Origin of the sequence: Phytoactinopolyspora alkaliphila (assembly GCF_010550695.1) — a bacterium.
Lineage (GTDB): Bacteria > Actinomycetota > Actinomycetes > Jiangellales > Jiangellaceae > Phytoactinopolyspora > Phytoactinopolyspora alkaliphila.
Window position 1 is genome coordinate 396,970 of sequence record NZ_JAAGOB010000005.1, and the last position, 12,772, is coordinate 409,741.

The following is a 12,772-nucleotide window of genomic DNA, read 5'->3' on the forward strand; positions in this document are numbered from 1 at the left end:
ACCGGCTCCTTCGCGGTGGATGCCGACTCGTCCATTGCCAGGACGCACACACGCCCGGGCGTCCACCCAACAGAGCCCAGAGGGAAGGAGGTGATGTGACACAGAACTGACGCGCACCCTACGTCGGGGATGGACCGGTACATGTCGGGTAACCCCAGGCATGTACCGGTCCATCGGGGAGGAATCATGTCCCAGACAGTCAGCGATCACCTGGTTCAGCGCCTGCGGGAATGGGGCGTGGAGCAGGTCTTCAGTTATCCGGGTGACGGCATCAACGGCATCCTCGGCGCTTTCGAGGCCTCCGACGATGCGCCCGTGTACGTTCAGTCCCGGCACGAGGAGATGTCCGCACTCCAGGCCGTGGGCTACGCAAAGTTCAGTGGCCAGGTCGGTGTCTGCATGGCGACGTCCGGCCCGGGCGCCGTGCATCTGCTCAACGGGTTGTACGACGCGAAACTCGATCACGTCCCGGTCGTGGCCATTGTCGGGCAGACGGCACGCACCGCCGTCGGCAGCCATTATCAACAGGAAATCGATCTGCACTCGCTCTTCAAGGACGTGGCGTCGGACTATCTGGTGGAGCTGTCTGCGCCGCAGCAGCTGCCCAACGCCCTCGACCGGGCGATTCGCACGGCGATGTCCAGGCGGTCACCTACCGCCCTGATCATCCCGAGTGATCTGCAGGAAGAGCCGTACGAGGCGCCAGAGCACGAGTTCAAGCACGTGCCGTCCAGCCCGCCCAGCTCTTCTCGCTCGGTCATGGTCGCTCCGGAGGACGAGATCGCCGAGGCGGCGGCGATCCTCAACGAAGGCGAGAAGGTTGCCATCCTGATCGGACAGGGTGCACGCAACGCGGCCGAGGAGGTCAAGCAGGTCGCTGAGCTCACCGGGGCTGGTGTTGCCAAAGCGCTGCTCGGGAAGGACGTCCTCCCGGACGATCTCCCGTACGTCACCGGGTCTATCGGTCTGCTCGGCACGCGGGCCAGCTATGAGCTCATGAGGGACTGCGACACCCTGTTGATTGTCGGTTCGAGCTTCCCGTATAGCCAGTACATGCCGGAGTTCGGCAGCGCGCGGGCGGTGCAGATCGACGTCGACGGCAGCATGATCGGCATGCGCTACCCGACCGAGGTGAACCTCGTCGGCGAAGCCAAGGCGACGTTGCGAACCATGGTCCCCATGCTTCAGAGCAAGGAGGAACGAGGCTGGAGGGATTCGATCGAGCAGAACGTGGCCGACTGGTGGCGGACCCTGGAAGAACAGGCGATGGTCGATGCCGAGCCGGTCAACCCGATGCGCGTGGTGCACGAGCTGTCCCTCCGGGCGCCGGAGAACGCCATCGTGACGGCCGATTCCGGTTCCTCTACGAACTGGTACGCGCGCAATCTGAAGATGCGCGGCCGGATGCGAGGTTCGCTGTCCGGCACGCTCGCGACCATGGGGCCAGCCGTTCCGTACGGTATCGGCGCCAAGTTCGCCTATCCGGACCGGCCGGTGATCGCCCTGGTCGGGGACGGCGCGATGCAGATGAACGGTCTGGCGGAGCTGATCACGGTCATGCGCTACGAGAACACGTGGGAAGACCGGCGGCTGATCACCTGCGTGTTCCACAACAACGATCTGAACCAGGTGACGTGGGAGCTTCGCGCGATGGGTGGCACACCCAAGTTCGAGGACTCCCAGTCCTTGCCTGACATCTCCTACGCGGCGATCGCCCAGAACCTGGGCATGGCGGCTGTCACCGTCGATTCCCCCGATCAACTGGGTGCCGCCTGGGACGAGGCGCTGGCGGCCAACCGCCCCATGCTGATCGATGTGATCTGCGATCCGGAGATCCCGCCGATTCCTCCGTCCGCGACGTTCGATCAGGTGAGGGCCACAGCCGAGTCGCTGGTCAAAGGAGACCCGAACGCGTGGCGGGTGCTCAGCCAGGGGGTGAAGACCAAGGCGCAGGAGGTGCTTCCCGGCCGCGGATGACGCGGGGATTCCCGCACGTCACCGTGGTCCGTGACGTCGATTGAGTACGCGAGCAGCGCATGGCTCTGGTTTCGGGCACCGAGATGTGCGTCAATGGGAGTGTCGCGGCTGTGAAGGGGATTGGATGCTGGGGGGCATCATGGACCATGTCGTGGTGGGTGAGGAGTACGTCGTCGTCATACCGGCAGCGGATGACGGCGGACCCGACGAGCGGAAGATCAACCGTGCGCTCGGACGGCCCGATTGCGCCCTGGACTACGAGTTCTCTCCGCTCGACCACCGTCGCGTTCATGTGTACGTCGCCGGGCTGTTGACGGCCGGTGGCGAGGCGGCTGCCTTGGTGGGCTGCCGCGACGGCTCGGTGCGTCTCATGCCGGTCGCGTGGCTGGCGCACGAGTATCCTGACCGCCCGAACCCACTGGCGGCCGCCTGGTTCTAGTGCGGGCACTAGGGGCTCGGATTGTCGTGCCGAGACGCCCAGCGCTCGGAGAAGAGTTCGTACCCGGGCGGGTCGCCAGGTAGCGGCTGGTGTGCCGGAGCACGCAGGCCTTGGATGGCGATGGCGACGATACGTTCACGGGCCGTACGAGCCGCCTGGGCGAGCGCGGCCATCTGCTGCCTCTTGAAGTGATCATCCAGTGGCGATTTCGCCAGCTGCTCGATGAGCAGGCTGATGTCGAGGGCTGTGGCGTCGTTGCGGAGCGCACCGCATCGGTGCGCGCGGCCGACGAGCATCTCGACGGCTCGATCCGAGCGCTCGTTCTTCTCCGCCATCTCCGCCGTGATCTCGATCGTGCCCGCGATCGGTGCGAGCGAGCCGGGCCCGAACGAGACAGCCGTGGTGATGTAGTGGACGAGACCTTCCCACGGATCGCCGTGTGCGAGCCCTTCCTCGGCGGCACGCGCGTAGTCATCGAGAGCTATCTCGCACAGCCGCTGGTAGAGCTCCTCCTTGGTCCGGTATCTCCGGTAGAGGCTGCCGATTCCCACCCCCGCGGCGGCAGCGATCGAGGCGACTGAGGCGTGAGCGCCGTCGATGGCGAGTACTTCTCTGGCGGCGGCAAGAAGTGCCTGGTCGTTGCGTTCTGCCTCGGCCTGTCGGGACGCGCGTCGCTTATCGGTGCCCACGATGGCCGATCCTATCCCGATTTGCGGAGCGATCCGCTCCGCTGTAGTCTCTAAACGGAGCGAATCGCTCCGTTTAAGAAGAACCGACAAGGACAGAGGAGGCACGATGCCGGACGAACAGGATGCGGCTATCCGCATCACTCAGGGCTCCAGCAGCGACGACGGCGTTCGCCGAACCATCGCGGCGGCCGAGAAACATCAGAACGACGTGGAACCGTTCCTGGATCTCCATACCGACACCGCCGTGATCGTCAACATTGCCGGTCGCCGTGTTTTGGGCCGGTCAGCGATCGAGGACGCCATGCGTGCGGCGTTGGCCAGTCCGTTGGCGAACGTGCTGACGAAGATCGAGATCGAGGACATCCGCTACCTGCGGCCTGACGTCGTGCTTGTGAGCTGCGTCAAGCACGTCTCCGATGAGCGTGAGGCGGAGGCCGGCGGCGAGAAAGGGCCCACGGTGCCCACGCGGGGCACATTGACGTACATCATGGTCGAGGACGACGGCACGTGGCGGATCGCTTTGGCGCAGACCACTCCAGTTCGGGCCGGCTGAGGCGACGGTGTCCAGGCCGCGGTGGGACGTAGTTGTTACGGTGTTCCTATGGTCGGCGACAGTCCATCCGCACGCGGGCGTCGCGAGCAACTCCGCGACTTCCTGCGTTCCCGCCGGGCGCGGCTGGCTCCCGAAGGCGTCGGACTGCCGCGTGCCGGCCGGCGTCGCACCCCGGGCCTGCGCCGTGAAGAGGTGGCCATGCTGGCCGGAGTCGGCGTCTCCTGGTACACGTGGCTCGAACAGGGACGGGATATCAAGGTCTCCACCGACGTCCTGGACGCCGTCAGCCGGGCCCTGCGGCTGGACGAGCCTGAGCGCCGGCATCTGTACCTCTTGACCGGACTCAACCCACCCGCGCCTAGGGGTGCTGCCCGAGCCACGGTCACACCCGAGCTGCGCCGGCTGATCGATGCCTGGGCGCCGCGCCCGGCAGTGCTTCGCGATCGATACTGGAACCTCATCGCCGTGAACGATGCGGCAGCAGCGGTCTTCGGCTACGACGAAGCTGATCACAACTGCCTGGTCACCTTCTTCACCAACGACCGTTATCGGTCTATGCATACGCACTGGTTCGCCATCGCTCCCGACGTGGTGGCGGCGTTCCGCGCCGACGCGGCCCGGTATCCCGATGACGCCGAGTTCGCCCGGATCGTCGAGGGCCTCCGAACGGTCAGCCCCGAGTTCGACGAGCTGTGGGCTCGGCACGACGTGGCCGCGGCGACCCAGGCGGTAAAAGCCGTACGGCATCCAGAGGTCGGTGAGCTGATCTTCGACACGACGGTGCTGACTCTTCCGGACAAGCCCGGGTACCACGTGGAGCTGCAGAACCCTCTCCCCGGCAGCGGCACTCAGGCCCGGCTTGAGCGTCTGGCCACGATCCGGCTCGCCTCGACGGCCTGAGCCCTCCGCGGCGTGGTGTGGCGCCTCGTGGCGATCCCTACCCTGCCCCAAGGTGGTGGCACCACTCATAGGATAAGCACGCACTGTGCGCCGCACGGCCACCGCAGCATGCTGGGCACATGAATAACAGCAACTCTCGATTCGAGAACAAGACCGCACTGATCACCGGCGGCTCCAGCGGGATGGGCCTGGCCACGGCCCGGCGCCTGCTATCCGAAGGGGCCCGCGTGATCATCACCGGCCGCGACCAGGCCCGGCTCGACGCCGCAGTCAAGGAACTGGACGGTGCAGAACGCGTGCATGCCGTACGTGCCGACGTGGCCAGTGTCGCCGATGCCGAACGCCTCGCCTCGATTGCCCGGGACCGGTACGGCCGGCTGGACGTCGTCTTCGCCAATGCCGGCGTTGCCTCCTTCCAGCCCGCTGCCGAGGTCACCGAGGCCGAGTTCGACCGCGTCGTCGCCGTCAACCTCAAGGGCGTGTTCTTCACGGTCCAGCAGGCCATGCCACTGCTGGCCGACGACGCTGCCATCGTGATCAACGCGTCGTGGACTCTGCACCGGGGCTTGGCCACTGCCTCGCTGTACGCGGCGACCAAGGCGGCCGTGCACAGTTTGACCCGCACGTTCGCTGTGGAACTGGGGCCGCGAGGGATCCGGGTCAATTCGGTGAGCCCCGGATACATCGACACGGCGATGTATCGCGCGGCGATCTCGCCGGATGACGAGCCGGGCATCATCTCTCAGATCATCGCAGGCCGGCTCGGCACGTCAGACGATGTCGCCGACGCCGTAGCCTTCCTCGCGTCGAGGGATGCGTCCTACATCAACGGCCAGGATTTGATCATCGACGGCGGGCTGGTCGCCGCAGTCCCGGGATAAGTCTTAGCGCAGCACCATAGATCCGAGCGGCCGCGAGCATCGTGTCGGCCAGCCCGCGGTCTCGGACTCCGAGGAGCATTGCATCGGTGGGCCTCACGGATGGCGTCGTTCCGACGCGAACACAGTTCGTCCGCATGCGATGACCGCTCAGTCTTGCGTTGGCCCCGGCCCCGAGTGAGGAAGGTGAAGGACTGCTCCATGACGCCGTTGGCGTTGTGGACGTCTGGGGGCAGCACGCCCGCCATCAAGCCGGCCGTAGTCCCCATCCTTGGGCCAACCGATAGCGAAGAACTCGGCAACGCTGGGCGCGGCTGCGGCGGCGTGAGCAATGCCTACGGTTGGAACCACTCGTTTACGTACTGAAGAATCGTGGTGATGGTGTCGGGCTCGGCCTGCCCGATGCGGTGTACGAGACGTTCCGTGGAGACGGCTCGAACGCCTTCGGTCATGGCCCAGCTGGGGCGTTGGAGGCCTCCGCCGTCCGCGATGGGGACGTGGTGCGGCAGACGCCGGTCTCGGCTCGTCACGGGCACCACAATCGCCTGATTGATGGGCATGCTTGCGTATCGGGCACCGGACACGACGACAACCGGGCGGGTTCCAGCCTGTTCAGTCCCGACTGTGGGTGAGAGTTTGGCCAGCCAGATGTCTCCTTGGCTTAGCTTCACTGCTGATACTCCGGCCATTCCTCGGCCGCCAGCTCGTCTGCCTCTCCGGTGCCCTTGTCCCAGCTATCGAGCTCGGCTAGATAGTCGGCCCATTGTTCGGGGTCGTCTTGGAGGCGTGTATAGGCTGCGTCGATCTCGGCCCAGCGTTGATCACGGGCGGCCTGTTCGGCAAACTCGGCCAGGAGCGCACGCATGCTGGTGTGGCGGGAACGGGCGACCTCGGCGAGCTGGTCGCGTACGCCCTTCTCGACCTTGATAGTTGTCAGCGAGGTAGTCATACCCTGGAGTGTACTGAATGGGTACCCTATTTAGGGTGCCTCCAGGTGGCCAGGAGAGCTGCTCCACACGCGCCCATGACCATTGGAGTCGTAGGCGCTGCCCGGGCCGTCTTCCGTGCGGGTCCGGGACTTTGGTGGCGCAGTCACCACAGACTCAAGAACCGATCATCAGCGATCGCGCCTACTCGATGGCGACGGCTGACTTGGCCGGCCGGCCACGTGTCGCTCTCCACGCCGGCAGCAGCATGGCGCCGAGGGTCAGCAGAACAGCCAGGCCAGCAATGGCCGCGTAGATCAACGGGGAACCAGCGGGTACTACGGAGTCGACGCGCTTGAGGCTGACGGGGACCAAGATCGCGAGCGAGGCTATGGTGCCCAGCGCCACGCCGGTGACGGCTACGAACGTGCCTTCTGTTCCGACCATGCGCATCACCTGGCCACGGGTCGAGCCTGCCAGCCGCTGCAGCCCGAACTCCCGCCGGCGTGCCATGGTGCTGGACACCAGCGTATTGATCACCGATATCGCGGCGTACCCGACGATCATGAGCACCAGGATGTAGTTCGCGAATGCGGCGGTTTCCTGGCCATCCTCATACTGGCCGAACAGGGCGTCCCGGTCAGCGACCGCGAGTCCGTCCTGGCCGGCCGTCAGCTCGTTCAGGTCGGCCACCAACTGTTCCGGACCGGCGTCCGCTTCTGCCTTGACCAGGATCTGCGTCACAAACCCCTCGGTGGTGTGGGGTGCCAGCGTATCGGCCGGAAGCAACAGCGTGTCGTACTCGTCCGAAGCGGAGAACAACGCGGCAATGTGGACATCGAGCGTGGCGTTGTCCCCCAACCGCAGCGTGATCGTGTCACCCACACCGACGCCCAGCTTGGCAGCGTGGCCGTCTTCCAGTGCGATCGTGTCACCGTGCAGGTCGGTCAACGCACCCTCGGTGACCTCGACAGGTGTAGTGGCATCAGCGCCTTCAGCGTTGACACCCAGCAGATGCCAGCCTTGGTCCCACGGCGACCTGTCAACGGGGTTCTCGATGAAGCCAGTGCTGCGCAGGTGTTCCGACGCGCCGGCCACGCCGGGCAGCTCCCTGATCTGCTCGACCAGCTCCGCGTCGACCTGGCCCTCAGCGGTCACAACAGCGTCGATGACCAGGCTGTTGGCGAAGATCTGCCGCTCAGCGGCGTCGTTGGTGGTCTGCAGATACAACGTCCCTGCCGCCACCCCGGTCAGCAGGATGACCGGAGCCACGACGGCCGCGGTCGTGCTGGTGCGCCCGCGGGCGTTGAGTACAGCCAAGTGGCCGGTCAGGCCGCCGAGTGCGCGCACTGGCCATTGCAGGAGAACGGTCATGATCTTGGTCAGGACAGGGCTCAGCAATGCGAATCCGATGGCGAAGACGATGACAGCCGGGCCCGCGGTAGCGGAGGTGAGCGGTCCGCTCATCACCGTGGCGGTGACAGTGGTCAGCGCAATCCCACCGGCGAGGAAGAGCAGCCCGAAGAACACTCGCCAACCGCCGATCAGTTTGCCTTCGAGGGACGCTTCCGCCAGCGCCTGCGTCGGCTTGATGCGTGCGGCTCGCCGGCCAGCGCCCAGGGCGCCAAGCACGGCCGCCAGGATCGCCGCTGCCATCGCCGACACCGTGGGGATCCAGCCTTGATGGAACGCCACCCCTGCGGTGGCGACACCGTTGTCAGCCATCCGGTCGAACACGAATTCGCCGAGGTACTGGCCCGGGACGTAAGCCAGGGCGGTGGCGAACAACGACAGAACCAGCGTTTCACCGAGAATCAGCCGGCGCAGCTGACGGGGTGTAGCACCGACGGCTCGCAGCAATGCCATGTCCCGCTGCCGTTGATTGACCGACAGCGCAAGCATCGAGGCGACCCCGAACATCGACACCATGATCGCGAAGCCGCCGAAGACACCAGACAGGGAGATGACGCCCACGCTGGTGGTCCTGGCGTCACGTAGTTCCGCCAGCCCCCGCTCGTCACCGATCAGGGTGATGGCGCCGCCGTCCAGCTCGGCGTCAATCCGTTCCCGGAGCTCACTCACGTCCGTGCCGGGTTGTGCCCTGATACCGATCGCGTCGACCGTCCCGGCCGGCGGTTGGCCCTCCAAGACGTGACTGTCGGTATCCTGCACGCCCGGCAGCGCCGAGATCGTGTCCTCCAGTCCAGCGTCCACACGAACTCGTTCGGGCAGGATCGCCGCCTCTTCGGCACCGGGAACGTCGTACTTCTGATCGCCAGCGACGACGATGTCGGCCGAGTCCAGCTGCTGTGGGGGAACCGCCGTCCGGATTCCCGTCTCCATCAGGCCGCCGCAGGCCATCACCATGGCTGCGGCGAAGAACATGGCGAGAAAAGCCGCCACAAAGGTCCCCGCGCGAAAGCGCAGGGTACGCAGAGCCAACCGGGTCATCAGCGCAACTCTCCTACCGTGGCGGCCGGCGGCGGCGAAACGTCGTCGGCCCATGCGCCCAGATGTGTCATCCGCTCGGCGATGGAATCGGCCGTCGGTGAGAACAGCTCGCCGGCCAGCCGTCCATCGGCGAGGAACAGAACGCGATCGGCATAGGACGCGGCGACCGGATCGTGCGTCACCATCACAATCGTCTGACCGGTCGTCTGCACCGACTGCCGCAGCAAGCCGAGAACATCGCGTGCGGTCCTCGTGTCCAGCGCGCCTGTCGGTTCGTCGGCGAAGATGACCGCGGGCTCGCAGATCAATGCCCGAGCGATGGCGACCCGCTGCTGCTGTCCACCGGACAGCTCTGCCGGGCGATGCTTGCTCCGCTCGCTCAGACCCACTTGTTCGAGCACGTCTGTCACCCGGCCCTTGGCTGGTTTCCGGCCAGCCAGGCGCAGTGGCAGCGTCACGTTCTGCCGCACAGTCAATACCGGCAGTAGGTTGAACGCCTGAAAGACGAACCCGATCCGTTCCCTGCGCAATTTCGTCAGCTGGGTCTCGTTCATGTCGCTGAGCTCGTGGTCCTCGAGGAGGACCGAACCCGACGTCGGGTGATCAAGCCCGGCCGCACACTGCAGCAGGGTGCTCTTGCCGGAGCCGGACGGACCCATGATCGCGGTGAACGTGCCCCGGCCGAACCGCGTCGAGACCCCGTCGAGCGCTACAACCGTGTTGTCGCGCTTGCCGTAGACCTTCCGTACAGCTGTCAGCCGTACCGCATCAGTGGTGTTGCCTCTGTCTGTGTACATTCCTCGCACCGTTCCCGCCCGTGTCGCACCCGGCGGCGCGACTACGGAAACGACGCTACGGAACATGCAGCCCAGGTCCCATGACGTGAGCTGGTCAGTTGAAGGTGGGGACAGCCATAGCCCACGACTCCGGCTCCCATGATCATTGCTTCTTCCCACCGGATCGGGCGGGAATGCCAGTGATCATGCGCCGGGTCCTACGTGCCGGGTGAGGCGGCGGACCGGGTACGAGGCACATTTGATGCCTTGCGCTGCCTGGAACCGAGGAAGCAAGAATAGAAAAAGACGGTTCCTAGAGAACCGTCCATGAATTGCGCCAAATGTATGGCGGTCCTGACGGGACTTGAACCCGCGACCTCCGCCTTGACAGGGCGGCGAGCACTCCAGACTGCTCCACAGGACCTTGCTGTACTCCATGCGATCGCCTGCCACAGTACATCATGACAAGCTACCCGCATCCCCAACGGGATTCGAACCCGCGTTGCCGCCTTGAAAGGGCGGAGTCCTAGGCCGCTAGACGATGGGGACTAGCCCATTGACGGTTTGGCCCTTGGCTCGTCGCCGTCGGGGACTTGAGAAGCATAAGATGCAACGGCTCCGTTCTCCAAACCGAGTGCGTGTGGCCTTATGGGGCCTTGCCAGCAGGCGCTGGGGGACCCGCCTACCCGCCATCTTCAGTGGGATCAGTCTCGGTGGGTTCGATGTCGGCCGTCTCGGTCGCGTCCGGGTTCGCCGGCTCGGTGGCGTTCGGGTCGGCCTCCTCCGTTGCGCCCGGATCAGCGGGCTCCGTCGCGCTGGGCGAGGTCGCTCCAGGATCGGTCGGTTCGTCGCCGGGAGCTGGGCCCGTTCCATCGGTCTCGGTCTCCGTGGCGTCGTCGCCATCCTCGTCGGCTTCGCCCTCATCCTCGTCGGCGTCGTGGCGCTCGATCTGAGCCGTGGTGAGGCCCAGGCCGCCGAGCGTGATGTCGTCCCACGCCACGAGGCGCTTGGTCTCAGGGTCGAAGTAGAGCACGCTCAGTGTCACCGGGGTGGGTTCCTCGCCCTGCAACGCTCGCATCCCGGCACCGCCGGTGGAACCCTGCATCATTACCCGCGTGCCTTCGTCGAGGACATAGGTATTGCGTCGGTGTCCGTGGCCGCCTAGTACGAGTGGGGCGATGCCGTCGAACAGCTGGGCGTGTGATGGATCGTGATACAGCAGGACGTCCGCGGGCGGGTCCACCCCGCGGGCGAACTCGGCGAACTCCTGTGTCCCCGCGAGAATGTCCTCGCTCTGTGTCCCTCGCGTCGCCTGGTCCGGAGTGAACCGTGGATCCGGTGCGCCGAGGAACCGCAATCCGGCCACTTCGACCACCTCGTGGTCCAGCACGATGGCGTTGGGGTTCGCCGCAACCGCGGCGGCCGTGGAGACCGAATCGTGGTTGCCCTTCACGAAGATGTACGGTCGCTCAAGCCTGCTGATGGGCCGGACGTAGTTGTTTTCCAGCGGTGTGCCGTGGTCGGCGATGTCGCCGGTGTCGACGATCACATCCGTGTCGTACTGGGTGGCCACGGCGTCGATGACTTCCCACGCTGCTGGGTTCAGATGCAAGTCCGATACGTGTAGCACCCGGATGGTGTCGTCGGCGGCCTGGAAGGTCGGCAAGGAGAGCGTGGTGTCGTACAGCGCGCCGATGTTGGTCACCAGACCGGCCAGCTGTTCGGCATAGGCGTCGAAGTTCGCCGCGACGAATTCGGCGTTGCTGATGAGCTGGGGCGCTGCCTGGAAGAGGCCGGTGTATGTCGGCGTGCGGATCGCGTCGGCGTCGAACGTCGCTGCTGCGAGCCCGTACGAGCCGCCGACGCCGGCCAGCGCCACCACGGCCGCGAGCAGAGTGCGCCGCACCGATCTCATCACCAGCGCGACACCGATCGCCGCGCCGAGGATGGCGACCACGCCGCCACGGATGCCCGCCGCGAGGATCACGCCCCGGAGGTCGTCGACGAACCGTTCGTCCAGCTGAACGAGTGACTGCGGATCGTTCACGATGGATCGAATGCCCTCTTCGTCGACCGCGCGGACGCTGACCGTCATGGAGATCGGCGCGCTGTGGGAGTCGACCTGCAAAGAACCGATCGGGTCCACCCGGATCACCGACTGGCCAGCAAGTGAAGGCTGAACTGAGGCGTCGACGACGAGCGGGCCGACCAGGCCCTGGGTGGTGCCAGCGATGGCGAGCGCGATCCATGCGCCCCCGAACGCGAGCACGATGGTGAACAGCGTGGCGCCATGCCGGCGCAGGAAAGGCGGAATGGGCGGTTGGTGCAGGTGCGGTCGCAGCCGGTCCCACGTTTCTCGCCAGCGTTGTATCCGGCTCGGAACGTTGTGATCTGCCTGCTGCTCCTGCTCGGCTGCCACTCGCACGCTACCGTTGGTAGCACATCATCGCGTCGTTTCTACATCACAGCAGGTGAGATGGGGCTGTCTTCGTGTGCTTGAACTGACCGAACCGGAATTCGAGTCATTGGTCGCTGACGCACTCGACGGAATCCCCCCGGAACTGGCGGATGTCATGGACAACGTGGTCATCCTGGTGGAGGACGACGCGCCCGCTGACGCACCTGATCTCCTGGGTCTCTATGAGGGCACACCGCTGACCGACCGCGGCGACTACACCGGCGTGCTTCCCGACGCCATCCGGCTGTTCAGACGGCCGATCTTGCGTATCTGCGAGACTTACGACGACGTGGTCGAGGAGGTTCAGATCACCGTCGTCCACGAGATTGCACATCACTTCGGGATCGACGACGACCGCCTGCACGAGCTGGGCTGGGCGTGACCTGCCAGCCACAGCCTGGCCGGCAACGGCACAGGGGTGAGGCGAGAAAAGTGGTACGGACGCCGGACCGGGAACGCCTCTCGGCGCAAAGGCCGCTCGTAGCGGCTATTAAGTGGGACCCGGGGTTACCGCGGCCCGACGCCCAGCGAGGGCCCGAAGGCTGTCGCCGTACTCGAAACTACCTGACGCGACCCGGTATTCCGAAATCCGGCCTCCCCTAAATGAGGCTCTTGTGACATGTCCGTGGGTGGGTTGAGCGTGTCATAGCAGCGCACGCCGTTCTTTCCGCCTAGGTTTTTGATTGTCGAAGATCAAAAACAAGGTGTGAGGAGAACGGCGTGCG

Annotated in this window: 12 protein-coding genes and 2 tRNA genes; 6 read left to right on the forward strand and 8 right to left on the reverse strand. The window is 65.6% G+C overall.

Features of this window, described 5'->3' with window-relative positions; all coding sequences use genetic code 11:
• The first annotated feature begins 186 nt into the window (after positions 1-186).
• Complete coding sequence (locus G1H11_RS12035; RefSeq protein ID WP_163818782.1) at positions 187-1,977, forward strand: thiamine pyrophosphate-requiring protein; 1,791 nt, start codon at positions 187-189, stop codon at positions 1,975-1,977.
• A gap of 124 nt (positions 1,978-2,101) precedes the next feature.
• Entirely contained in the window at positions 2,102-2,416 is a 315-nt protein-coding gene (locus G1H11_RS12040; RefSeq protein ID WP_163818783.1) for a hypothetical protein, read from the forward strand.
• Between the two features lie 8 nt (positions 2,417-2,424).
• Here the strand turns inward: G1H11_RS12040 and G1H11_RS12045 are convergent, their stop codons facing one another.
• Entirely contained in the window at positions 2,425-3,105 is a 681-nt protein-coding gene (locus G1H11_RS12045) for a TetR/AcrR family transcriptional regulator (protein ID WP_216843687.1), read from the reverse strand.
• Positions 3,106-3,211: 106 nt separating this feature from the next.
• Between G1H11_RS12045 and G1H11_RS12050 the strand changes: the two genes are divergently transcribed.
• From G1H11_RS12050 to G1H11_RS12060, 3 genes are all read left to right on the forward strand, one after another.
• Positions 3,212-3,658, forward strand: a complete 447-nt coding sequence (locus tag G1H11_RS12050; RefSeq protein ID WP_163818785.1) for an SgcJ/EcaC family oxidoreductase — start codon at positions 3,212-3,214, stop codon at positions 3,656-3,658.
• Positions 3,659-3,706: 48 nt separating this feature from the next.
• Positions 3,707-4,558, forward strand: coding sequence for a helix-turn-helix transcriptional regulator (locus G1H11_RS12055; RefSeq protein ID WP_163818786.1), 852 nt, complete (start codon positions 3,707-3,709; stop codon positions 4,556-4,558).
• 119 nt (positions 4,559-4,677) lie between these two features.
• On the forward strand, positions 4,678-5,439 hold the full coding sequence (locus G1H11_RS12060; RefSeq protein WP_163818787.1) for a glucose 1-dehydrogenase: 762 nt from the start codon (positions 4,678-4,680) through the stop codon (positions 5,437-5,439).
• A gap of 332 nt (positions 5,440-5,771) precedes the next feature.
• Here the strand turns inward: G1H11_RS12060 and G1H11_RS27430 are convergent, their stop codons facing one another.
• From G1H11_RS27430 to G1H11_RS12095, 7 genes are all read right to left on the reverse strand, one after another.
• Positions 5,772-6,125, reverse strand: coding sequence for a type II toxin-antitoxin system PemK/MazF family toxin (locus tag G1H11_RS27430; protein WP_425501214.1), 354 nt, complete (start codon positions 6,123-6,125; stop codon positions 5,772-5,774).
• A complete protein-coding gene (locus tag G1H11_RS12070; protein ID WP_163818789.1) occupies positions 6,104-6,385 on the reverse strand; it encodes an enoyl-CoA hydratase/isomerase family protein in 282 nt (93 codons plus the stop codon). Before G1H11_RS12070 ends, G1H11_RS27430 begins: the two co-directional genes overlap by 22 nt.
• Before the next feature lie 181 nt (positions 6,386-6,566).
• The gene (locus tag G1H11_RS12075) at positions 6,567-8,813 is read right to left on the reverse strand and encodes an FtsX-like permease family protein (RefSeq protein WP_163818790.1); all 2,247 of its coding nucleotides are present in this window, start codon (positions 8,811-8,813) and stop codon (positions 6,567-6,569) included.
• Positions 8,813-9,610 (reverse strand): ABC transporter ATP-binding protein, encoded by a 798-nt coding sequence (locus tag G1H11_RS12080; RefSeq protein ID WP_163818791.1) that lies wholly within the window; start codon positions 9,608-9,610, stop codon positions 8,813-8,815. The genes G1H11_RS12075 and G1H11_RS12080 overlap by 1 nt, the downstream gene beginning before the upstream one ends.
• Positions 9,611-9,935: 325 nt before the next feature.
• Positions 9,936-10,013: transfer RNA gene (locus G1H11_RS12085), tRNA-Asp, on the reverse strand.
• A 52-nt stretch (positions 10,014-10,065) separates the two neighbouring features.
• A tRNA-Glu gene (locus G1H11_RS12090) sits at positions 10,066-10,138 on the reverse strand.
• 133 nt (positions 10,139-10,271) lie between these two features.
• On the reverse strand, positions 10,272-12,014 hold the full coding sequence (locus G1H11_RS12095; RefSeq protein WP_163818792.1) for a metallophosphoesterase: 1,743 nt from the start codon (positions 12,012-12,014) through the stop codon (positions 10,272-10,274).
• Positions 12,015-12,081: 67 nt separating this feature from the next.
• Here G1H11_RS12095 and G1H11_RS12100 point away from each other — a divergent pair, with 67 nt between their 5' ends.
• A complete protein-coding gene (locus G1H11_RS12100) occupies positions 12,082-12,429 on the forward strand; it encodes a metallopeptidase family protein (RefSeq protein WP_216843688.1) in 348 nt (115 codons plus the stop codon).
• Positions 12,430-12,772: the final 343 nt, after the last annotated feature.

What these genes read in the sequence shown, in the direction of transcription:
- G1H11_RS12035 (WP_163818782.1), top strand. Translation starts at nt 187, where the DNA reads ATGTCCCAGACAGTCAGCGATCACCTGGTTCAGCGCCTGCGGGAATGG.
- G1H11_RS12040 (WP_163818783.1), top strand. Translation starts at nt 2,102, where the DNA reads ATGCTGGGGGGCATCATGGACCATGTCGTGGTGGGTGAGGAGTACGTC.
- G1H11_RS12050 (WP_163818785.1), top strand. Translation starts at nt 3,212, where the DNA reads ATGCCGGACGAACAGGATGCGGCTATCCGCATCACTCAGGGCTCCAGC.
- G1H11_RS12055 (WP_163818786.1), top strand. Translation starts at nt 3,707, where the DNA reads ATGGTCGGCGACAGTCCATCCGCACGCGGGCGTCGCGAGCAACTCCGC.
- G1H11_RS12060 (WP_163818787.1), top strand. Translation starts at nt 4,678, where the DNA reads ATGAATAACAGCAACTCTCGATTCGAGAACAAGACCGCACTGATCACC.
- G1H11_RS27430 (WP_425501214.1), bottom strand. Translation starts at nt 6,125, where the DNA reads ATGGCCGGAGTATCAGCAGTGAAGCTAAGCCAAGGAGACATCTGGCTG.
- G1H11_RS12070 (WP_163818789.1), bottom strand. Translation starts at nt 6,385, where the DNA reads ATGACTACCTCGCTGACAACTATCAAGGTCGAGAAGGGCGTACGCGAC.
- G1H11_RS12075 (WP_163818790.1), bottom strand. Translation starts at nt 8,813, where the DNA reads ATGACCCGGTTGGCTCTGCGTACCCTGCGCTTTCGCGCGGGGACCTTT.
- G1H11_RS12080 (WP_163818791.1), bottom strand. Translation starts at nt 9,610, where the DNA reads ATGTACACAGACAGAGGCAACACCACTGATGCGGTACGGCTGACAGCT.